20 protein-coding genes are annotated in these 20,042 nt (G+C 60.2%); 16 read left to right on the top strand and 4 right to left on the bottom strand.

What is annotated here, in order from left to right; all coding sequences use genetic code 11:
• Positions 1-2 precede the first annotated feature (2 nt).
• From HX793_RS23505 to HX793_RS23470, 8 genes are all read left to right on the top strand, one after another.
• A complete protein-coding gene (locus HX793_RS23505; protein WP_016977189.1) occupies positions 3-944 on the top strand; it encodes an ABC transporter permease in 942 nt (313 codons plus the stop codon).
• Positions 941-1,819 carry an ABC transporter permease gene (locus HX793_RS23500; RefSeq protein WP_095016587.1) on the top strand — a complete coding sequence of 293 codons (879 nt, stop codon included), beginning with the start codon at positions 941-943 and terminating at the stop codon, positions 1,817-1,819. Before HX793_RS23505 ends, HX793_RS23500 begins: the two co-directional genes overlap by 4 nt.
• On the top strand, positions 1,816-3,459 hold the full coding sequence (locus HX793_RS23495) for an ABC transporter ATP-binding protein (protein WP_016977187.1): 1,644 nt from the start codon (positions 1,816-1,818) through the stop codon (positions 3,457-3,459). The genes HX793_RS23500 and HX793_RS23495 overlap by 4 nt, the downstream gene beginning before the upstream one ends.
• A gap of 111 nt (positions 3,460-3,570) precedes the next feature.
• The gene (locus HX793_RS23490; RefSeq protein WP_016977186.1) at positions 3,571-4,824 is read left to right on the top strand and encodes an OprD family porin; all 1,254 of its coding nucleotides are present in this window, start codon (positions 3,571-3,573) and stop codon (positions 4,822-4,824) included.
• 130 nt (positions 4,825-4,954) lie between these two features.
• A complete protein-coding gene (locus HX793_RS23485; RefSeq protein ID WP_177095708.1) occupies positions 4,955-6,073 on the top strand; it encodes a succinylglutamate desuccinylase/aspartoacylase family protein in 1,119 nt (372 codons plus the stop codon).
• A 27-nt stretch (positions 6,074-6,100) separates the two neighbouring features.
• Positions 6,101-7,294 carry an ornithine--oxo-acid transaminase gene (gene rocD / locus HX793_RS23480; RefSeq protein WP_177095711.1) on the top strand — a complete coding sequence of 398 codons (1,194 nt, stop codon included), beginning with the start codon at positions 6,101-6,103 and terminating at the stop codon, positions 7,292-7,294.
• Positions 7,291-9,945 (top strand): aconitate hydratase AcnA, encoded by a 2,655-nt coding sequence (acnA, locus tag HX793_RS23475; RefSeq protein WP_177095713.1) that lies wholly within the window; start codon positions 7,291-7,293, stop codon positions 9,943-9,945. Before rocD ends, acnA begins: the two co-directional genes overlap by 4 nt.
• Entirely contained in the window at positions 9,938-10,651 is a 714-nt protein-coding gene (locus tag HX793_RS23470) for a transporter substrate-binding domain-containing protein (RefSeq protein WP_016977183.1), read from the top strand. The genes acnA and HX793_RS23470 overlap by 8 nt, the downstream gene beginning before the upstream one ends.
• On the opposite strand, the gene HX793_RS23465 is transcribed toward HX793_RS23470, so the two are convergent.
• Complete coding sequence (locus HX793_RS23465; protein ID WP_177053076.1) at positions 10,637-10,999, bottom strand: NUDIX hydrolase; 363 nt, start codon at positions 10,997-10,999, stop codon at positions 10,637-10,639. The genes HX793_RS23470 and HX793_RS23465 overlap by 15 nt on opposite strands.
• A 126-nt stretch (positions 11,000-11,125) precedes the next feature.
• On the opposite strand from HX793_RS23465, the gene HX793_RS23460 reads away from it, so the two are divergent.
• Positions 11,126-12,106 carry a Gfo/Idh/MocA family protein gene (locus tag HX793_RS23460; RefSeq protein ID WP_016977181.1) on the top strand — a complete coding sequence of 327 codons (981 nt, stop codon included), beginning with the start codon at positions 11,126-11,128 and terminating at the stop codon, positions 12,104-12,106.
• 36 nt (positions 12,107-12,142) lie between these two features.
• Positions 12,143-12,772, top strand: a complete 630-nt coding sequence (locus tag HX793_RS23455) for a ribonuclease T2 family protein (RefSeq protein ID WP_177053077.1) — start codon at positions 12,143-12,145, stop codon at positions 12,770-12,772.
• Here HX793_RS23455 and HX793_RS23450 read toward each other — a convergent pair.
• Positions 12,763-13,629 carry an AraC family transcriptional regulator gene (locus HX793_RS23450; protein WP_177053154.1) on the bottom strand — a complete coding sequence of 289 codons (867 nt, stop codon included), beginning with the start codon at positions 13,627-13,629 and terminating at the stop codon, positions 12,763-12,765. The genes HX793_RS23455 and HX793_RS23450 overlap by 10 nt on opposite strands.
• A 108-nt stretch (positions 13,630-13,737) precedes the next feature.
• On the opposite strand from HX793_RS23450, the gene HX793_RS23445 reads away from it, so the two are divergent.
• On the top strand, positions 13,738-14,148 hold the full coding sequence (locus HX793_RS23445) for a hypothetical protein (protein WP_177053078.1): 411 nt from the start codon (positions 13,738-13,740) through the stop codon (positions 14,146-14,148).
• Positions 14,149-14,254: 106 nt separating this feature from the next.
• Here the strand turns inward: HX793_RS23445 and HX793_RS23440 are convergent, their stop codons facing one another.
• Complete coding sequence (locus HX793_RS23440) at positions 14,255-14,602, bottom strand: hypothetical protein (protein WP_177005121.1); 348 nt, start codon at positions 14,600-14,602, stop codon at positions 14,255-14,257.
• A 90-nt stretch (positions 14,603-14,692) separates the two neighbouring features.
• On the opposite strand from HX793_RS23440, the gene HX793_RS23435 reads away from it, so the two are divergent.
• Together HX793_RS23435 and glsB are read left to right on the top strand one after the other, a co-directional pair.
• A complete protein-coding gene (locus tag HX793_RS23435) occupies positions 14,693-15,037 on the top strand; it encodes a hypothetical protein (protein WP_177053079.1) in 345 nt (114 codons plus the stop codon).
• A gap of 55 nt (positions 15,038-15,092) precedes the next feature.
• Entirely contained in the window at positions 15,093-16,001 is a 909-nt protein-coding gene (glsB, locus tag HX793_RS23430; RefSeq protein WP_177053080.1) for a glutaminase B, read from the top strand.
• A gap of 37 nt (positions 16,002-16,038) precedes the next feature.
• Here the strand turns inward: glsB and HX793_RS23425 are convergent, their stop codons facing one another.
• Complete coding sequence (locus HX793_RS23425; RefSeq protein WP_177053081.1) at positions 16,039-16,281, bottom strand: DUF6124 family protein; 243 nt, start codon at positions 16,279-16,281, stop codon at positions 16,039-16,041.
• A 269-nt stretch (positions 16,282-16,550) separates the two neighbouring features.
• Here HX793_RS23425 and HX793_RS23420 point away from each other — a divergent pair, with 269 nt between their 5' ends.
• Genes HX793_RS23420 through HX793_RS23410 form a run of 3 tightly spaced genes read left to right on the top strand, consistent with a single transcriptional unit; the run spans position 16,551 to position 19,982 of the window.
• Positions 16,551-17,321, top strand: a complete 771-nt coding sequence (locus HX793_RS23420; RefSeq protein ID WP_177053082.1) for a 2OG-Fe dioxygenase family protein — start codon at positions 16,551-16,553, stop codon at positions 17,319-17,321.
• A 2-nt stretch (positions 17,322-17,323) separates the two neighbouring features.
• Positions 17,324-18,259, top strand: a complete 936-nt coding sequence (locus HX793_RS23415) for a LysO family transporter (RefSeq protein WP_177053083.1) — start codon at positions 17,324-17,326, stop codon at positions 18,257-18,259.
• A gap of 46 nt (positions 18,260-18,305) precedes the next feature.
• Positions 18,306-19,982: an amidohydrolase gene (locus tag HX793_RS23410; protein WP_177053084.1), complete on the top strand. Its 1,677-nt coding sequence runs from the start codon at positions 18,306-18,308 to the stop codon at positions 19,980-19,982.
• Positions 19,983-20,042 lie beyond the last annotated feature (60 nt).

The raw sequence follows: 20,042 nt of genomic DNA, 5'->3' as shown, positions 1-20,042 counted from the left end.
AAATGTTTCGTTTTATCTCCCAACGCCTGGCGATGTCGATTCCGACCTTGCTGCTGATCTCGCTGATGGTGTTCGCAATCATCCGCCTGGTTCCGGGTGATCCCGCGTTGTTGATGCTTGGCGACATGGCCGATGCCCACAGCCTGGAGGTGGCGCGTGCGTCCCTGGGGCTGGACCAGCCGTTGCCGGTGCAGTTTGTGATCTGGCTCAAGGCGGTGCTCAGCGGTGACCTTGGGCATTCGATCACCACCAATGAGGCCGTGTTGCCGCTGATCCTGGATCGGTTCCAGATGAGTGCCGGGATTGTCTTGGTGTCGGTGTTGTTGGCGGCCTTGATTGCGGTGCCGGCGGGTTTGCTGTCGGCGTGGAAGCAGGACAGCGCGCTGGACTTCGGCGTGGTATCGACGGCGACGCTGTTGCTGTCGATCCCCAGCTTCTGGCTCGGCCTGCTGTTGCTGTATGCGTTTGGCATCAAGCTGGGCTGGTTGCCGGTGGTGGGTTACGTGTCGTTCGGCCAATCACCGTGGCAAGCCTTGAGTTTCATTGTGCTGCCGATTGTCACCCTGACCTTGGTGGAGCTGGGTGCGATCACGCGGATGGCACGGGCCAGTGCCATCGAAGTGCTGCGCCTGGAGTACATCACCCATGCCCGCGCCAAGGGCCTGTCGGAGCGGGCGGTGTTGTGGCGCCATGCGTTGCGCAACTCGTTTGCACCGACCTTGACCCTGATCGGCCTGATCCTTGGCAACCTGCTCAGCGGCATCGCCGTGCTGGAAACCGTGTTCACCCTGCCGGGTATCGGCCGGCTGATGGTCGACGCCATCTACGCCCGGGACTACCCGGTGCTGCAAGGCTGCCTGCTGCTGGTGACCTTTGTCTATGTGCTGGTCAACCTGTTGGTGGACCTGCTGTACCCGCTCTTCGACCCCAGGGTTAAGTTATGAATAAGCCACTTCCTGCTGCACCCGAGGTGCTGTTGCCTGCACCGGTGCGTGCCCCCAGGGCCTGGCGCGTGCCGCCGTTGAACGCGCTGATCGGTGCGTTCCTGTTGGGCTTGCTGTTGATCATGGCCGCGCTCGGCTTGGTGTGGACGCCCCATGACCCGCTGGCGCTGAACTTGCTGGCGCGCTTGCAGGCGCCGACCGCCGCACACTGGCTGGGCACGGATGAATATGGCCGCGATGTGTTGAGCCGCCTGATGATCGGCGCGCACACCAGCCTGTGGGTGAGCGTGTTGACGGTGAGCATGGCGATCATCGCCGGAACCTTCCTCGGCTTGCTCGCTGGTTTCCTGCGCGGCTGGGTCGACCGTGGCCTGATGATGGTCAATGACGCGTTGCTGGCATTCCCCGGCATCCTGTTGGCCCTGGGCCTGATGGCGATCATCGGCCCGAGCCTGTACGGCATCGTCTTCGCCCTGAGCCTGGCCTATACGCCTTCAGTGGTGCGGGTGGTGCGCGGCACCGTGCTGTCGCTGCGGGAGAAGGAGTTTGTCGAAGCTTCACGGGTGATCGGCAATTCCGAGCTGTACACCATGCTGCGCCACATCGCGCCGAACTGCGTGGCGCCGGTGTGCGTGCTGGCCACCAGCATGTTCGGTTGGGCGATTCTTGCGGAGAGTTCGTTGAGTTTCCTCGGCCTGGGCGTACCGCCACCGGCGGCGACCTGGGGCAACATGCTGGCGGCCAGCCGGCCTTACATCGCCACGGCCAGTTGGCTGGGGCTGTTTCCCGGTGTCTGCATCGCCATGGCGTTGCTGGCGTTCAACCTGTGTGGCGACGCCTTGCGTGACCGCCTTGATCCACGGATGAGTAAATGAGCATGACTGACGTATTACTGGCAGTCGATCACCTGAAAATCCGCATCGGCGCCCACGGCCCGCTGGCGGTCAATGACCTGAGCTTCACCATCGCTCCCGGCGAAATCGTCGCCTTGGTGGGCGAGTCCGGCAGCGGCAAGACCATGGCCGCCCGCGCCGCCATCGGCCTGTTGCCGCCACCGCTGGAACACTGTGGCGGTCAGGTCCGCTTCCAGGGCCATGACCTCAACAGCCTCAAGCCTGAGCAACTGCGCGAGCTGCGTGGGGCCAAGATCGGCATGGTGTTTCAGGAACCGATGGTCTCGTTGAACCCGTCCATGAGCATCGGCGAGCAAATGGCCGAGGGCCTGCGCCTGCACACCAAGCTGACGGATGCGCAGATCCGCGAGCGCAGCCTGGAGATGCTCGGCCATATTGGCATCAAGGATGCCGAGCGTTGCCTGACGGCGTTCCCCCACGAGTTCTCCGGCGGCATGCGCCAACGCATTATGCTTGCCTCGGTGATGCTGCTGCGCCCGGCGCTGCTGATTGCCGATGAACCCACCACCGCGCTGGATTGCCTGGCGCAGCTGGACGTGTTGAAGCTGATGCTCGACCTCACCCGCGAGCAGGGCACGGCGATTCTGTTCATCAGCCATGACCTGTCCCTGGTGGCGCGCTACGCCCACAAGGTGGTGGTGATGCGCGAAGGCCGCGCGGTGGAGCAGGGCACCATTGAACAGATTCTGTTGGCGCCCAAGGCCGAGTACACCCGGCAGTTGCTGGAGGCCTTGCCACGTCGCGGGGTACTGGCGGACTTGCCCCAGGCCGACGGCCCGCTGCTGACGGTCAAGGACGTGTGCATCGAGCATCCTGGCCCGCGCAGCCTGTGGGGCCGCACCGCGTTCAAACGCGTGGTGCATTCGGCCAACCTCAGCATTGCACCGGGGGAAACCCTGGCGCTGGTGGGCGGCAGCGGTTCAGGCAAGACCACCCTCGGCCGCGCCATTGTCGGCCTGAACAAGGCCTGTGCCGGCGCTATCGAGTTTGAAGGAGTGGACATTCTCAAGTCCGGCAACCGCGAACATCGCCTGCAATGCCAGATGATCTTCCAGGACCCGTACTCGTCCCTCGATCCACGCATGAAAATCGGCGACATCCTTGCCGAACCGCTGCGCCATGTGCCCGGCATGAGTGCCGAGCAGAAACGTGAACGGGTCACCAAGACCTTGCTGGACATTGGTTTAGCCGAGCAGTTTGTCGACCGCTTCCCGCACCAGCTCTCCGGTGGCCAGCGCCAGCGTGTCGCGATTGGCCGCGCACTGGTGCGTCATCCTCGATTGGTGATTGCCGACGAGCCGATTTCGGCGTTGGACATGACCATCCAGAAGCAGATTCTGGAGCTGTTCGAACGCCTGCAGGCGCAATACGGCTTTGCTTGCCTGTTCATCTCCCACGACCTGGCGGCGGTGGAACGCATCGCCCACCGAGTGGCGGTGATGAGCGAGGGCAGGGTGGTGGAAATGGGCGCCCGCGATGAGATCTTCGACCGCCCGCAACACCCTTACACCCGCAAGTTGCTGGCCGCTGCCAGCCCCTTGGAGAAGCTTGAAAACGGTGGCTACCGCATCCGCCAGGGCCCCGTACCGCTAGCGCTGTAACCCAGGACTGACTTTGCCCGCCGCGCAAATCCCGGATTTGCGCGAACGGCGAAGCCATGCCCGAAGAACAATAAAAACACCCCAACCCCCACACTGCCAGGAGCTAAAAAAATGAAAAAATCCCTGACTCAACTCATCACCGGCGTAGGCGTCGTGAGCAGCGGGATGATCCCGTTCGCCGCCCATGCCGACTTCATCAAGGACAGCAGCGGCACGCTGGAATTGAAGAACTACTACTTCAACCGTGACTACCGTGAAGAGGCCAGCCAATCGGTGCGTGCCGAATGGGCCCAAGGCTTTTTGCTGGGGATCAAGTCGGGCTTTACCGACGGTACCGTGGGCTTTGGCCTGGATGCCATCGGCATGCTTGGCGTGAAACTCGACTCCAGCCCGGACAAGTCCGGCACCGGCTTGCTGCAGCGTGACAGTGACAAGCGCGCTTCCGACAGCTATTCCAAACTGGGCGTGACCGCCAAGGCCCGCTTGGCCAAGAGCGAGCTGCGCGTGGGTTACCTCGTGCCGGACCTGCCGACCCTGCAACCCAACACCAGCCGCCTGTTCCCGCAATCCTTCAGCGGTACGCAACTGGTGTCCAACGACATCAGCAACCTCAAGATCAGCCTCGGCCAACTGGACCAGGCCAAGGACCGTGACTCCACCAATTACGAAGACATGAAGCTGACCACCATCAGCAAGGTCTACAAAAGCACGGCCCTGAGCGACCAGTTTCGCTTCGCCGGCGGTGATTACTCGCTGACGCCCAACACCTTGCTCAGCTACCACTATGCCGAGCTGGACAGCATCTACCACCAGCAATATGGCGGCTTCAAGAACAGCTTTGGCCTGGGGCCGGGCAACTTGAAGACTGACGTGCGCTACTTCAAGGCCGACAAGGACGGCGCGGGCCTGGCGGGTAACGTCGACAACCGTGCCTTGAGTACACGCCTGACCTACCAGTACGGCGGTCACAGCATCGGCGGCGGCTTCCAGCAGCAGTACGGCACCACGCCGTTCACCTACCTGGATGGCTCCATCAGCTACCTGTTCACCGAATACCAGTTCACCAACTTCACCCAGACCAAGGAACGCGCCTGGCACGCGCGCTACGACTACAACTTCGCCGACCTGGGCCTACCGGGCCTGTTGTTCGGCATCAAGTACGCCAAGGGTGATTCGGCTGAGGTGATCGGTTTCAACGGCGAAGGCCGTGAATGGGAGCGCGACCTGGACATCAGCTACGTGGTGCAGACCGGCCCGTTCAAGGGCGTGTCGATGCGCTGGCGCAACGCCCTGGCCAAGGGCAACTTCTACAACGACGTCAACGAAAACCGAGTGCTGCTGGGCTACACCCTGGCGCTCTGGTAGCCACAGGCGGGGCGGCCTGGGCTGATCGGTTTTAAAGATCAAGATAGCCCCGGCCGCCCTTACAGGCGATCACCCGGTCTCGTTAGTATTTTCTCAAGTTCTGTCACTCGAATATCGAGACTTCTGCGTTATGAAACTTAAACAACACCCCTTGCTGCAAGCGACACAGGGCACCCACCGGTACGTGGAAAGTGAGCATTACGGTGCAGTGGGTGCCGGTCGGAAAATCTATATCCAGGCGGCGCTGCATGCCGATGAAACCCCGGCGATGCTGGTGGCTGCGCACCTGCGCCAGCAACTGGCGGCGCTGGAAAATGCCGACCGCCTCAACGCGCAGATCGTGCTGGTGGCCGTGGCCAACCCGGCCGGCCTGGGCCAATACATCCTGGGCGCGCCCAGTGGCCGTTTTGAACTGGGCAGCGGTCGCAACTACAACCGTGGATTCCCGGTGCCTTATCAGGCCATCGCCGAAAAAATCGAGCACCGGCTCGGCCAGGACATCGACGTCAACCGCACGCTGATCCGTCAGGCCTGGGGTGAATGCCTGCGCGTCGCCCAGCCGATGGATGAGTACCAGTCGCTGCAACAGACCCTGATGCTGCTGGCCCACGATGCCGACATCGTGCTCGACCTGCATTGCTCTCGCGAAGCGGCAATGCACCTCTACACTGGTGAGTCGGTGTGGCCGACCATCGAGCCATTGGCCCGTTACATCGGTGCTGAAGCGACTTTGTTGGCGACCGATTCCCAGGCCAATTCCTTCGACGAAGCGCTGTACCTGCTGTGGGTCAACCTGCGCGAGCGTTTTGGCGCGCGTTTCCCGATCCCGGACAGCAGCATCGCGGTGACGGTCGAGCACCGTGGCCAGCGTGACGTGTCTTACGAGCTGGCGGACCATGACGCCACCGCGATCATCGATTACCTTACCCACCTCGGCGCCATCGATGGCACCCCGCGCCCTTTGCCGGCGCTGCGCAGCCCGGCCACGCCGCTGGCGGGCAGCGAGCAGTTCTACGCACCGAGCGCCGGGGTGCTGGTGCACCGTGCGGCGGTGGGTAGCCGGATCGAAGCAGGGCAGGCGCTGTTCGATATCGTCGACCCTCACAGCGGCAAGACCGTCACGGTCAACAGTCACAACACCGGTGTGCTGTACATGCGCCGTGATGTGCGGTTTGTGAAACCGGGGGACCCGCTGGGTCGCGTCTCCGGGGCTACACCGATTCGCAGCGGCAAGCTGCTCAGCGCTTGATCAGATATTTACTAGGCAGGACTCTCCATGCACTCCAACCCGGCAATCACTCTCGAAAACCAATTTTGCGCCCATAACTATTCGCCACTGCCGGTGGTCATCGTCAAGGGCGAGGGCGTCTGGGCCATTGGCGATGACGGCAAGCGCTATCTGGACATGATGTCGGCCTATTCCGCCGTCAGCCACGGCCATGTGCACCCGCGCATCCGCGCCGCCGCCGTGGCGCAGATCGACAAGATCAGCGTGGTGTCCCGGGCGTTCTACAGTGAGCCGTTGGGCAACTTCCTCAAGGCGCTGTGCCGCATCAGTGGCTTTGATTCCGCACTGCCGATGAACAGTGGCGCCGAAGCCGTTGAGACCGCGATCAAGGCGGCCCGTCGCTGGGGCTATCGGGTCAAGGGCATCGCCGCGAACCAGGCGAAGATCGTGGTGGCCGACAATAATTTCCACGGGCGCACCTCAACCATCGTTGGCTTTTCGTCCGAGCCGGACTACAAGGCCGACTTCGGCCCGTTCTGCAACGGTTTTACCGAGGCACGCTTTGGCGATATCGAGAGTTTCCGCCAGGCAATCACGGCTGACACTTGCGCGGTGTTGATCGAGCCGATCCAGGGTGAAGCCGGTATTCGCGTGCCGCCAGCCGGGTTCCTGCGCGAGCTGCGCACCTTGTGCGATGAGACCAACACCTTGCTGATCCTCGATGAGATCCAGTCGGGCCTGGGCCGCACCGGCAAGTGGTTTGCCTTCCAGCACGAAGGCATTCGCCCGGATGCGCTGATCCTGGGTAAAGCGCTGGGTGGCGGGATCATGCCGGTGTCGGCGTTTTTGGCGGATCACTCGATCATGGATCTGTTTGATGCCGGCAGCCACGGCTCGACCTTCGGCGGCAATCCGCTGGCCGCCGCCATTGGCCTGGAAGCCTTGAACGTGCTGGAGGACGAAGGCTTGATCGACAACAGCGCGCAGCTCGGCCATTACCTGGTGGAACGTCTCCAGGCCATGAACTCCCCGGCGATTCGCGAGATTCGCGGGCGTGGGCTGTGGGTCGGCGTGGAGCTGGACCGCGACGCGCGGCCAATCTGCGAAGCGTTGCTTGTCGAAGGTTTGCTGACCAAGGAAACCCATGAAAACGTGCTGCGCATCGCGCCGCCGTTGTCCATCACCCGCGACGAATTGGATTGGGGCCTGGCGCGTATCGAACGGATCTTCGCGCAACTATGAGTGACTTTCTCAACCATTTGCACATCGACGGGCAACGTTACGCCTACATCGACCTGCATAAGCTGCTGACACCTGCGCAATTGCACCGGCTGCCGTATTCGCTGCGCATCCTGCTGGAAAACATCGCCCGTTGTGCCCCAGCCTCATTGCCTTCCGTGCTTTCGCGCGCCACGGGACAGGGGCCTGATTGTGAGGTGCCATTTCAGCCCAATCGCCTGATGTTCCACGACACCACGTGCCTGCCGGCGCTGGCGGACTTTGCCGGGATGCGCGATGTGGTGGCGGAACTCGGCGGTGACCCGACGGCGGTGAACCCGGCGATTCCGGCGGTGCTGACCATCGACCATTCGGTGATTGTCGAGCACTACGCCGAAGCGGGGGCGGTGGAAGCCAACCTGGACATCGACTTTCGCCGCAACAGCGAGCGCTACCGTTTTATCAAGTGGGCCCAGGCCAGCCTGGACAACTTCAAGGTGATCCCGCCAGGCACGGGGATCATCCACCAGATGAACATGGAGTCCATCGCGCAGGTGGTGTGGGAAAGTCCCGCTGCTGACGGCGGTGTGCTGCTGCACCCCGATTGCATGGTCGCCACCGACAGCCATACGCCGATGATCAACGCGATCGGTGTGTTGGGCTGGGGCGTGGGCGGGCTGGAAGGGCAGGCGGCAATGCTGGGCGAGCCGGTGCCGATTCCGTTCCCGCAGGTGGTGGGAATTCGCGTGAGCAATGCCTTGCGCCCCGGCGTGACGGCGACGGACCTGGCGTTGACCGTGACCGAGTTGCTGCGTCGACGCAGCATGGTCGGCAAGTTTGTCGAGTTCACCGGGCCGGGGTTGGCGTCGTTGAGTTGGGCGGCGCGAGGCACGGTGGCGAACATGGCGCCAGAGTATGGCGCGACCGTGGTGTTTTTCCCGTTTGATGACGAGACTTTGTCTTACCTTGAATTGAGCGCGCGCCCGGCGGCGCTGCTGGCCAAGGTCTCGGCCTATATGGCGGCGCAGTCGTTGTGGCGCCAGGAAGGGGAACCCGAGCCGCAGTTCGATGAGTTGATCGAGCTGGACCTGGCGCAGGTGGAACCGAGTGTGGCCGGGCCGCATCAGCCCCATCAGCGTCAGTCGCTGGCGGGCGCTGGTGCCTCGTTTCATCAGCATGTGCAAGGCGAGGCCGGGCAGCAGTTTTTAGAGCCATCGTTTAATGCGCCGCTGACCCACGGCGCGGTGGTGATGTCGGCGATCACCAGTTGCACCAACACCGCCAACCCGGCGCAGATGATCCAGGCCGGGTTACTGGCGCGTAATGCAAGGGCACGGGACGTGGGGCGCAGGCCGTGGGTGAAGACCTCACTGTCGCCGGGCTCGCGGGTGGTCGCGGACTATCTGGAAGCAGCAGGTTTGCTGGAGGATTTTGCTGCGCTGGGTTTCGACCTGGCGGGCTTTGGGTGCATGACCTGCATCGGTAACTCTGGCAGCCTGGAAGCGCATGTGGAGACCTTCGCCGAGCAGGGCCTCAGGGGCGTGGTGGTGCTGTCGGGTAATCGCAATTTCGAGGGGCGGGTCAACCCGAAAGTCCCGGCCGGCTACCTGGCATCGCCCGCGCTGTGCGTGGCGTATGCGATTGCCGGGAGCATCGACATAGACCTGTCCAGCCAGCCACTGGCACTGGATACACAGGGCAGGCCGGTGTACCTGCATGAGCTGATGCCCAGCGACGCCGAGGTGTCGGCGCAAGTCTCTGAAGTGGTACGGCCGGCGTTGTTCCAGCAACGCAGTGAACTGCTCTGGCAAGGCACGCCTCACTGGCAGGCGCTGGAAGCCGATGGCAGCGTGCAGTTTGCCTGGCATCCCGACTCCACCTACCTGCGCCGCCCGCAGTACCTAGCGGATGTTCAGGCGTTACCGGTGACGCGCTTATCGGTGCGCAACGCCAGGGTGTTGGTGGTGCTGGGCGACAACGTCACCACCGACCATATCTCGCCAGCGGGTACCATCCCGGCGCAGAGCCTGGCCGGTGCCTGGCTGCGTGAAAGGGGCGAGGCCGAGGCGGATTTCAACCAGTACTCGACCCGGCGCAGCAACCACGAGGTGATGGTGCGTGGCGCCTTTACCAACCCGCGCCTGAACAACCTGTTGGACCCGACGCAAGCGCCGCGCCAAGGCGTTTGGGCGTGGAACGCCGACCATACGGACTATCAGCCGCTGTACCTGGCTGCGCAAAGCTACGTGGGTACGCCTACGGTGCTGTTTGCCGGGATCAACTACGGCGCTGGCTCCAGCCGGGATTGGGCGGCCAAGGTCCTCAGTTTGCTGGGCATCAAGGCGGTGGTGGCGCGCAGCATCGAGCGCATTCATCGCAGCAACCTGATCGGCATGGGGGTGTTGCCGTTGGTATTCAGCGAGGGGCAGACAGTGCAGGACTTGGCGCTGGAGGGCAGCGAGCGCCTGACCTTCCTCGGCCTGGATAACCTGCAGGTGGGCGCAAACCCGATCACCCTGCAGATCGATCGCGCCGACGGTGGTCTCACCCAATGCAGTTTGGTGTTGCGCCTCGACTCGCTGCAAGAGCTTGGTTACCTTGTGCACGGCGGCGTGCTGCCGTTTGTGATCCGCAAGACCGTGCAACGGACCCGCCCAGGAGCGCTTGATGATTGACCCCCGCGTACTGCAACAATTGGCCCCCGATGGCGTGCTGCGCGCCGCCATCAACTTCGGCAACCCGGTGCTGGCGCAACGTGGTACGAACGCAGAGCCCCAGGGTGTTTCCGTGGTGCTGGCCAAGGCGCTGGCTGCAGAGCTGGGTGTCGAGTTGCAGCTCATCACGTTTGAGGCGGCGGGTAAGGTCTTCGCGGCCTTGGCCGAGGACGTCTGGCGCGTGGCGTTCCTGGCTATCGAGCCGGTGCGTGAAAAGGAAATCGCCTTCAGCGCGCCGTATGTAGCGATCAAGGGCACGTATCTGGTGGCGGCGGACTCACCTTTTACGCACGTCGCACAACTGGATGCGCCGGGCCGACGCATCGCCGTCGGCCAGGGCGCGGCCTACGATCTGTACTTGAGCCGAACGGTCGAGCATGCCGAATTGGTACGCGCGCCGACCTCGGCCGCAGCGGTGGATTGGTTTATCGAACAAGGCCTGGATGCGGCGGCAGGGGTGCGGGACTTCCTGCAAACCCAGGTCACCGCGCAAAGCCGTTTGGTGCAGGACGATTTCATGACCATCCGCCAAGCCATGGCCGTACCGGTGGCGCACGCAGCCGCTGCCGCGTTCGTCAGGTCCTTTGTCGAACGGCAGAAAGAGAATGGCGGGGTGAAGCGAGGTCTGTTGGCCAGTGGCCAAAGCGCTGAACTACAGGCGACGTAGAAAGGATTTAACGATGTGTCGGGTGGCGTCGGTGGTGTCCAGCTCATCCATGGCACCATAGGGATGCCACTGGCAATCGATTATTTCATTGCAAGGTTTTGCATCGGCGATGTTCACCACCGACGCTTCAAATACGTGGTGAACGGTGTCGCGGGCTTTCAACTCCAGTAAATACAGCAAGCCGTCGACGTTCAGTCCGGTCTCTTCTCCCAGCTCGCGTTCAGCCGCGCCGACCGGGCGCTCGTCGCGTTCGACCTTGCCGCCCGGCAACGCCCATTTCGATCTGGCCTTGCGCACGAAGAGGATATGCCCTTCGTGTTCGCAAATGACCGTGGCCCTTATTTTCATCGTCTGTGCCCCGCAGCGGGATTAGTGTCATAAAAACGTAATGCAATTGTCATGCTAAGTGGTTATGGCGCTGACGTGTGGGGATGTGGATACTGCCCGATTGATCAAAACGCACGAGGAGAGCAGATGAGCACCGTACGCTGGGGCATGATCGGCTGTGGCAGTGTCACTGAGGTGAAGAGTGGACCCGCTTTCTACAAAGCGCCAGGTTCGGCGCTGGTCGCCGTAATGGGGCGCCGTGAAGACGCGGTGCGCGATTATGCGACACGCCACGGTATTGCCCGCTTCTACACCGACGCCCAGGCCCTGATCAACGATCCCGAAGTGGATGCGGTGTATATCGCCACGCCTCCCGACAGCCACCTCGAGTACAGCCTGATGGTGGCCGCCGCGGGCAAGCACTGCTGTGTCGAAAAGCCGATGGCGTTGAATGCCGAGCAAAGCGCATTGATGCAGCGCACCTTCGAGCGTGCCGGCCTGCACCTGTTTGTCTCGTATTACCGCCGCTCGCTGCCGCGTTTCCAGCAGGTACGTCAGTGGCTGCAGGACGGGCGCATCGGCCAACTGCGCCACCTGACCTGGACCCTGTGCAAGCCACCGGGCGCCGACGATGCCAGTGTCGCCAATTGGCGCACCGACCCGCTCATCGCCGGTGGTGGTTACTTTGCCGACTTGGCCAGCCACGGGTTTGACCTGTTCCAGTACCTGGCCGGGGATATCGTCGAGGTCTCGGGATTTACCGCACGACAGGCCGGGCGCTACGCCGCCGAGGATGCGGTGACTGCCTGCTGGACGTTCGCGTCCGGCGCGTTGGGCATGGGCTGCTGGAACTTTGTCGCCGACCGCCGCGAAGACAAGGTCGAGCTGATCGGCAGCAAGGGACGTATTACCTTTGCCGTATTCGACGACCAGCCGCTGCGCCTTGAAGGCGAGGTGGACGAAGTGCTGGAGGTGCCTTGCCACGCGCATATCCAGTGGCATCATGTGCTGGCCATGAATGCCCATATTCGCGGGGAAGCGGAACACCCTTCCCAAGCGATCGAGGCGTTGAAGACCGATCGGATCCTCGACAAGGTGCTACAACGTAACCCCCATCATCCTGGATAGCTGCGATAGGGTTCTGTTTTTTCGAGGAATAGACGGATGAAATACTGGATGATGGTGTGGCTGGTCATAGCCACCAGTGCAATGGCTGCGCCACGTGAGCAACGCCCGGCAGGGGATTTTGATTTTTATGTGTTGTCTCTGTCGTGGTCGCCCACGTTCTGCTTGACGCACCCGAACAACGAGCAATGCACAGGTAAAGGCTACGGCTTTGTATTGCACGGGTTATGGCCGCAGTACGCCCGTGGCGGGTGGCCGGCGTCGTGCGACCCGCAATCGCGGTTGTCGGCCGACGACATGGCCAAGGGCGCGCTGATGTTTCCCACACAGGCATTGCTCAAGCATGAGTGGGCCAAACACGGCACGTGCAGCGGCTTGGGGCCCACGCGTTACCTGGATGCCACTGATGCGGCACTGGGCGCAGTTCAGATTCCGCAGCAACTGCAGCCCTTCAATGTGCCCAATTACCTTGAAGCACAGGACATCGAACGCCTGTTCCGCCAGGCAAACCCAGCCATGGGCGATCACAGTGTGGCGGTGATCTGCAAGGGCAAGGTGCTGTCCGAAGTGCGGGTGTGCCTGAGCAAGGAACTGCGCTTTGCCGGCTGCCCCAAAAGTGTGAAGACCCAGTGTCGCGGCGGTGATATTCGCATTCCGGTTCAGCGCTGATCCGGCGCCTGTTGCGCGTGCAATGCAATGGTCGCGGCGGCGTTGGCTGTTGACGCACCGGCGCGATCAGCCAGGTAACGTGCTGGCGGCTGGCCTACCGCCTTGCGGAACATGGTGATGAAGCCGCTGGCGTTCTCATAGCCCAGGTCCAGGGCGACCCGCTGCACACTGTCGCCCCTGGCCAGTCGTTGCAGTGACAGGATCACATGCAACTGCCGGCGCCAACGCCCGAAACTCAGACCAAATTCTTCCAGCAACAGGCGGGTCATGCTGCGCTCGCTCATGCCGATGCGCACGGCCCACTGGCCGAGGGTGGCCTTGTCGCTGGGGGCGGCCAGCAGGCTGTCGGCCAGGCGCCGCAAGCGCGGGTCCTGAGGCATTGGCAGGTGCAGGTCCTCAATGGGCGCCTGGGCCAGTTCGTCCAGCAGCGTGCGGATCAGGCGGCCCTGCGCGCCGTCCTCCTCATACAACGGCGGGAAGCTCACGGCCTTGCTGATCAGTTCATGCAACAGGCCGGACACCGACAGCGTGCAGCATTGCGGGGGCAGGGCGCCGGCGGCGTCCGGGTCGATCAACAGGCAATACACCTGCGCTTGGCCGGAACCGCGTGCGGCGTGGGACAGGCCGCCGGGAATCCACAGCGCGCACTGGGGCGGCACGATCCAGATGCCGGCCTCGATCTGACAATGAATCACCCCGCGTAGGGTGTACATCAACTGGCCCTTGCGATGGGAATGCGGTGCATGCTCCCAGCTCTCGGACGTGCTGGTGGCACTCACGGCGATCACGGCACGCGGGAGCAGGTCGGCGTCCTTTACTCGGGAGGGGTCACGTTGGTCGAGGCGGTGGTGTTGCATGGCGACTTTACGCTTGGCTGAATTGCGAAACATTCTGGCTATTCTGTGCAATGCCGTCTAGTGGGGTGGTCGCTATAGTGAGATCCATTCTCAACAAGGAGATTTGCCATGCGACTCGACAGCTCAACATTCCCAGTGGTGAAAATCGTCTTCGACGCGCCCAACGAGGGCGGGCCGGAGGATGCCTTCCTGACCTTCGAAAGTCTGCTGGCCCGCCAGCAACCTTTCCTGTTGCTGCACGAGAAATCCGTGGATGAGAACAACCACGAACACTCTCATGAAGAGCGCAAGCAAGCGTCGATATGGATGAAAAAAAACAAGCAGGCGCTGCGCACCTACGTCAAGGGCATGATCCAGGTCGAGCCCAGCGCCGCACAACGCCTGGCGCTGAAGCCGTTTGCCGTGATGTTCGGCAAGGCCTGGGGCTACCCGCTGTTGGTGGTGGAGTCCAAGGATCGCGCCTGGGCGCTGGCGCGAGATGTGCTGGATGAGCGGGTGTCGGATGTGGCGCATTTCTAAGCGCTGGCCCGCTTGTAGGCACCGGCTGCTGGCGATAGGCCCTCAAGATTTGCATCGCACCTGGGGAGGCCATCGCCGGCAAGCCGGCTCCTACAGGGGATATCGGTCAATCGATGCAGATCGCCCGCCCCAGCTTGCCTTTCTCCACTGTCGCCGAGCAGCCGAAGTGGCTGTTATCCACTTGGCAGGTGCCGCTGATCGGTGTGGTGCCCGTTTGCGTGGTCACGCTGGTCTGGCACTCACCCTCGCACTGGCTCGAATCGGTACATGCCTTGCCCGCGTCCTTGTACGGCGTGATGCACTTCCAGCTCTGCAACTTGCCGACTTGCTTCATGGTGCCGCCGCCGGCCAGGCACGTCGACGCAGCGGAGTCTTGGGCGGGTGGCGTGGTGGGCGCGGTCGTGGTGCAAGCCGATACCAACAGCAGGGCGGCCAGGCCGATCATCAATTTCATGCAAAAATCCTCGTGGTGTAAGCGCAACGGTGCAGTGTACGGGCATTTGGACTACTTTGATTGACGAGCGATCCCTATCCGGTACCTGCCATGCGCACGTTATGGAAACGCTATAGGGCGTTGTTGGAAAACGATCTGAGCACGCAGATCTTCGACAACGTGAAAAACCTGCTGGTGTGTGCACTGTTGTTTGCAGCGGGGACCAATACGTTGCTTGGGCAGCGTGACTTGTTTATCGGGGTGTTCGCCTCCAACGTGGCCGGCTGGGGCCTGATCATCCTGTCGACGCTGCTCATGCTCCTGAATATCAGCGACGGTGTTCGCCGGCTCGCCAAGCTGCGCTATCACTTGGCGCTACAGGTATTGTTGATCCTGGTGTACTTGGTGATCGCCGAACGGGTGGTCGAGATTGTGTGGGGCTTTCGGGCGCATTGAAGTATCCTCCGCGACCCGTTTACCAGCGATTCAAACCCAGATGACAGGACAAGACATGCAGGCGATGCTTTCGTCGATCCTCGACGAAGTACGCCCCCTGATCGGCCTCGGCAAAGTTGCCGACTACATCCCCGCACTGGCCGATGTGTCGGCCAACCAACTGGGCATCGCCGTGTACGGCAACGATGGCGCGGCCTACTGCGCCGGCGACGCTGATACGCTGTTCTCGGTGCAGAGCATTTCCAAGGTGTTCAGCCTGGTGCAGGCCATCGACCACGGCGGCGAAACCATCTGGCAACGCCTGGGCCACGAGCCCTCCGGGCAGCCATTCAACTCCATGGTGCAGCTTGAATTTGAACGCGGCCGCCCGCGTAACCCGTTCATCAATGCCGGCGCGCTGGTGATCTGCGACATCAACCAATCGCGCTTTGCCGTGCCGATTTTGTCGATGCGCGATTTCGTCCGGCGCCTGTCGGGCAACCCGCAGATCCTGGTCAACAGCATCGTCGCCGAATCCGAGGCGCAACACGGTGCGCGCAACGCGGCCATGGCGTATCTGATGAAGTCGTTCGGTAACTTCCACAACGATGTGGATGCGGTGTTGCATAGTTACTTCAACTACTGCGCGTTGCAGATGAGCTGCCTGGATCTGGCGCGAGCGTTCAGCTTCCTGGCCAACGAAGGCGTGAGCGCCCACAGCGGCGAGCAGATTTTGACGGCGCGCCAGACCAAGCAGGTCAATTCAATCATGGCGACCAGTGGGCTGTATGACGAGGCAGGCAATTTTGCCTATCGCGTCGGCTTGCCCGGCAAGAGCGGGGTAGGCGGGGGGATCGTCGCGGTGGTACCGGGGCAGTTCACGGTGTGCGTGTGGTCGCCGGAGTTGAACGCGGCGGGGAACTCGCTGGCGGGGATGAAGGCGTTGGAGTTGTTGAGTGAGCGGATTGGGTGGTCGGTGTTTTGAGATCGTTCCCGCGCTGGGGAACGATCCTGCGCAAGACTTAAGCTGCTGGGTAGGCTTGGTCGAGCGCCTTGTCCACCAGTAGTTGCACTCCCTCAAGCATGCGGCAGATACCTAGCGCCATGTTGCGTTGGGTGCCGTCGACTTCAAATGCAAGATGGGCTGCGATGTCGTTGAGGCAGGCCAGGTCTTGGGAGGTGTTGGCCAGCAGGGTTTCGGTGCCCAGGTCGGGACGGACGGTGAAGAGTGTTTCGGTTGGGGGATTTGGGCTGTCTTTAATCATGGTGAAACTCCCTTTGATTGGTGGAGCTGCCAACATTCGTGGTCAAGCGAAGAGGGTGGCGACAACCTGAAGCCTTTGTCGGAAATGTCCTGGAACCTGTAACACTGAAAAGCATGCGTACATACGAAAAAAAAGCGGCGCCGCCGATTGGCAGTATCGCAAGCCGGTCCTAAATCGCTGTAAGACGTTTCCCGTTGGCTATCCCCCATCTTGCGTCTCCCAAGGATGTATACCTATTTTGGTCAACATCAATCCAGGGAGGAATCACCATGTCTCGTCCTGTGTTAGCCGAAGATGGATATGAACACTACATGTCGCGAGTGAGTCAGTCGTATAGGCTCGAAGATCTTGCAGGTTTACGGCAAGAGTTTGGCCGGTTAGAGCAGGACGAATACGCGCCAGTGGGGGTGCGTAGATTCCGTAGATATGGCAATGGCGTCATTCTTCCATGGGAAGATAAAACAAGTCATTGGTTGCCCGCCGTTGAAGATAAGGCCGGTGGTTGGCGTGCAGGTTACGACCAGGGAAGTAATAACCCCGATCATTTAAGTGTGCGATATTTTCATGCGTTGAGTGAATCGGTGAAAAGTAACGCCATCCTGCGGGCGCTGATCGAGGAGGATTTTTCACTTACATTCTGGTCCTGTGATGGCCAGCAGTTACCCGTCTATTTCGGTGTGCACTTCGTAAAACTCACCTCCTCTGGACCGAGCGATCCAGGCATAAGCTCCCCGAACTTTTTTCATCAGGATGGAGAGCCCTTCACATTTGCGCACCTGATTTACCGTTCCAAACACATGATGGGCGGTGAAAACTTTATTGCTACGACAGGCATCCGGAATACGCGATTGGAGGACGCTCCAATTGATCAGATCCTTGCGAGATTTACGCTTTCTTCGACCTTCGAAAGTTTTGTGGTGCATGACCCGAAAGTTTCGCATTACGTAAGCCCAATTATAAAATGTGATGAGGCGCGTGAAGAGATAACGGAGCGCTGCATTATTTTGATTGACTTCTCATCCACTGCCCAGAGGCTATAAAAATGCAGGCATTGAATGCGGTGCTGCCTATTTCAGTTGTCTTGGGGGTGGGTTTCTTGTTGGGGAAATTGTTATTGCCGACGACGATGACTTACCGGTTGACCCGCTTGATTAGCCCCTTGATATGGGCGTTGCTCTTTCTGGTGGGCGCTGAATTTGGAGAAGTCGTTTCTTCATTGAACGTGATGGAGTACGTGCTGAAAATATCATTGCTCGTCACCCTCTTTACCACGGCTTTTCCATGCTTGCTACTGGGGCTTGTTAGCTATAGGCACAGAGGAATCGTCGTTAAGGAAAATAATGGTCGACCCCCGTTTGATAAGTGCGCTGTGTATAAACCGTTAAAGGAGTGTTTGATTGCGCTGTCGATGGTCGCTCTGGGCGCGTTGCTCAACCTGGCGATCACCCACATTGAATATACCGACGCAAAGCGGTGGCTTCCGTCTAGCCACTTTCTGTTAATGGTATTGATCTTTCTGGTAGGGCTCGATTTGTCGGGCGTTAAACTCGGGCGAAACTGGATTTCATGGAGCGTGCTGAGTGTGCCGCTCGTTGTCGTGATGGGGTCGATACTAGGTGCCTTTTCAGTTCATTTCATTACGGGTGAAGATCTTCGCGTGCTGTTAGCACTATCGACAGGGTTTGGATGGTTCACGCTCTCCAGCGTCATGATTGGGGCACTGTCTGGTGATACCCATGGCGCAATCGCATTACTTGTGGATCTGGGTCGTGAACTGATTTCAATCGTTTTACTGTATCTCTTTGGTCGTCACTGGCCGAGGGTTGGCATTGCCGCCGCCGGTGCTACAGCGTTGGACTCTACGCTACCGGTTGTGCGTCAAGCATGCAGTGCCGACGTGTTACCCATAGCGTTAGTGAGTGGTTTCATCTTGACCCTTCTTGCTCCCTTTTTCATTACCTTCTTTCTTACTGCGTGACATGTTCCTCGTGGGTTTTGGTGCGAGGAATTACTGGAGAAAACGCATGGTATTCAAATTTTTTTTCGCCATTTTGATTCTCTGTTTTCCGGTCTTTACCGAAATCGGTAACGCTAGGTCTCACCCAACGATCATTGAAAATGTACGAGGCTACACGCTGGCGGCCGGTGGTTTGTTGCGGTTTGACGCACTCGTTTTCGATAGCGAAGGTAAAGTCGTTGGGGTCGGCAAGGCGGCCGAGCTTATTGCCGATTCCTCACCGGCAACTCGTATAGATGGAAAGGGTCATGTCCTGTTACCTGGTCTAACTGATGCGCACGGTCATATCAAATGGCTAGGTGAGTCATTGCGTAGTATCGATTTGAGTCGCGCGAAAACATTGAGCAGTGCACAAGAGGCTATTAGTGAGTTCGCCATGGCCAGACCAGGCGAAACATGGCTGACGGGATCAGGATGGAATCAAGTCGTATGGGGGTTAGGTCGGTTTCCCACAGCAACTGAAATCGACATGGTCGTAAGCGATAGGCCAGTGTGGCTCACACGCGTAGACGCTCACGCTGGTTGGGCTAATACCAAGGCTATGCAGCTTGCAGGCATCACCAAAAAAACACCAGACCCAAAAGGTGGGCGTATTGAGAGAGATGTGCAGGGTGCTCCGACAGGGGTAATGGTCGATGCCGCAATGGGTTTAGTCACACGTGTTATTCCAAAGCCAAGTGAAAGGGAGCGGGAGGTTGAACTGCAATCAGCGTTGGAGCACCTCAGCGCACAAGGTTTGACGTCTGTTCATGATGCGGGTATCGACAGCCAGACGTTTAGTGTTCTAAGTCGTTTCGCCGATCAAGGACGTCTCCCATTGCGTGTCTACGCGATGATTGGTGGTATAGGGGAGGATTTCCAAGCGTTCTCCAAGCGAGGCCCATTGGTTGGGTATGGCGATGACCGTCTCACCGTGCGCAGCGTAAAGCTCTATGCCGACGGTGCACTGGGAAGTCGTGGTGCGTCCCTGTTTATGGGTTACTCGGATGATCCAGGTAATAAAGGTTTGCTTTTTGATAGCCAGCAGGAGATGCAAAACAAAATTGAAACGGCTCTGAAGTCCGGCTTCCAAGTGAATGTGCACGGCATTGGGGATGCGGCCATCAGACAAGTTTTGGATAGTTTCGAGTACGCCTTCGCCAACGTCGATGGAAGGAAACTGCGCAACCGTATTGAGCATAGTCAGGTCATTGCTATGGCGGATATTGCGCGCTTTGTGGACCTAGACCTTATTGCGTCGATGCAACCTATCCACGCTACCAGCGACATGAATATGGCGCAGGACCGGATCGGCACGGAACGTATCAAGGGCGCCTATGCCTGGCGTTCCCTGTTGAATCAGGGAACGAAAGTTGCTGCGGGCTCGGATTTCCCGGTTGAGTCCTCGAATCCCTTCTACGGCCTGCATGCTGCTGTCGTACGTGCAAACCAAAATGGCATTCCGATTGGTGGGTGGTACCCCGAGCAGGCCATGACTCTCCTTGAAGCATTTCGGGCGTTCACACTGGATGCTGCCTACGCAGGCCATCAGGAAACCACCCAAGGTAGCCTTGAACCAGGAAAATGGGCGGACTTCATTCTTGTCGATCAGGATATTTTTCATGTGAGCCCAGCACAACTCTGGAGGACACGTGTCCTCCAAACCTGGGTAGGCGGTAAGCAGGTCTATCAGTCCAGTGACTAATGTCTCAAGCGCCAACCGCCACTTTCAGCTTTTAATTCATAGCCCTACTGCGTTTTGGGA

Origin of the sequence: Pseudomonas reactans, from assembly GCF_013387025.1 — a bacterium.
Taxonomy (GTDB): domain Bacteria; phylum Pseudomonadota; class Gammaproteobacteria; order Pseudomonadales; family Pseudomonadaceae; genus Aquipseudomonas; species Aquipseudomonas reactans.
This window is presented reverse-complemented; position numbering and strand designations above follow the sequence as displayed.

Bases quoted from the DNA above. Each gene is read 5' to 3' on its own strand.
- HX793_RS23505 (WP_016977189.1), top strand. From the start codon at position 3: ATGTTTCGTTTTATCTCCCAACGCCTGGCGATGTCGATTCCGACCTTG.
- HX793_RS23445 (WP_177053078.1), top strand. From the start codon at position 13,738: ATGCGACTCGACAGCTCAACATTCCCAGTGGTGAAAATCGTCTTCGAC.
- HX793_RS23495 (WP_016977187.1), top strand. From the start codon at position 1,816: ATGAGCATGACTGACGTATTACTGGCAGTCGATCACCTGAAAATCCGC.
- HX793_RS23420 (WP_177053082.1), top strand. From the start codon at position 16,551: ATGTCTCGTCCTGTGTTAGCCGAAGATGGATATGAACACTACATGTCG.
- HX793_RS23415 (WP_177053083.1), top strand. From the start codon at position 17,324: ATGCAGGCATTGAATGCGGTGCTGCCTATTTCAGTTGTCTTGGGGGTG.
- HX793_RS23470 (WP_016977183.1), top strand. From the start codon at position 9,938: ATGATTGACCCCCGCGTACTGCAACAATTGGCCCCCGATGGCGTGCTG.
- HX793_RS23490 (WP_016977186.1), top strand. From the start codon at position 3,571: ATGAAAAAATCCCTGACTCAACTCATCACCGGCGTAGGCGTCGTGAGC.
- HX793_RS23485 (WP_177095708.1), top strand. From the start codon at position 4,955: ATGAAACTTAAACAACACCCCTTGCTGCAAGCGACACAGGGCACCCAC.
- HX793_RS23450 (WP_177053154.1), bottom strand. From the start codon at position 13,629: ATGCAACACCACCGCCTCGACCAACGTGACCCCTCCCGAGTAAAGGAC.
- HX793_RS23410 (WP_177053084.1), top strand. From the start codon at position 18,306: ATGGTATTCAAATTTTTTTTCGCCATTTTGATTCTCTGTTTTCCGGTC.
- glsB (WP_177053080.1), top strand. From the start codon at position 15,093: ATGCAGGCGATGCTTTCGTCGATCCTCGACGAAGTACGCCCCCTGATC.
- HX793_RS23435 (WP_177053079.1), top strand. From the start codon at position 14,693: ATGCGCACGTTATGGAAACGCTATAGGGCGTTGTTGGAAAACGATCTG.
- HX793_RS23455 (WP_177053077.1), top strand. From the start codon at position 12,143: ATGAAATACTGGATGATGGTGTGGCTGGTCATAGCCACCAGTGCAATG.
- acnA (WP_177095713.1), top strand. From the start codon at position 7,291: ATGAGTGACTTTCTCAACCATTTGCACATCGACGGGCAACGTTACGCC.
- HX793_RS23440 (WP_177005121.1), bottom strand. From the start codon at position 14,602: ATGAAATTGATGATCGGCCTGGCCGCCCTGCTGTTGGTATCGGCTTGC.
- HX793_RS23465 (WP_177053076.1), bottom strand. From the start codon at position 10,999: ATGAAAATAAGGGCCACGGTCATTTGCGAACACGAAGGGCATATCCTC.
- HX793_RS23425 (WP_177053081.1), bottom strand. From the start codon at position 16,281: ATGATTAAAGACAGCCCAAATCCCCCAACCGAAACACTCTTCACCGTC.
- rocD (WP_177095711.1), top strand. From the start codon at position 6,101: ATGCACTCCAACCCGGCAATCACTCTCGAAAACCAATTTTGCGCCCAT.
- HX793_RS23460 (WP_016977181.1), top strand. From the start codon at position 11,126: ATGAGCACCGTACGCTGGGGCATGATCGGCTGTGGCAGTGTCACTGAG.
- HX793_RS23500 (WP_095016587.1), top strand. From the start codon at position 941: ATGAATAAGCCACTTCCTGCTGCACCCGAGGTGCTGTTGCCTGCACCG.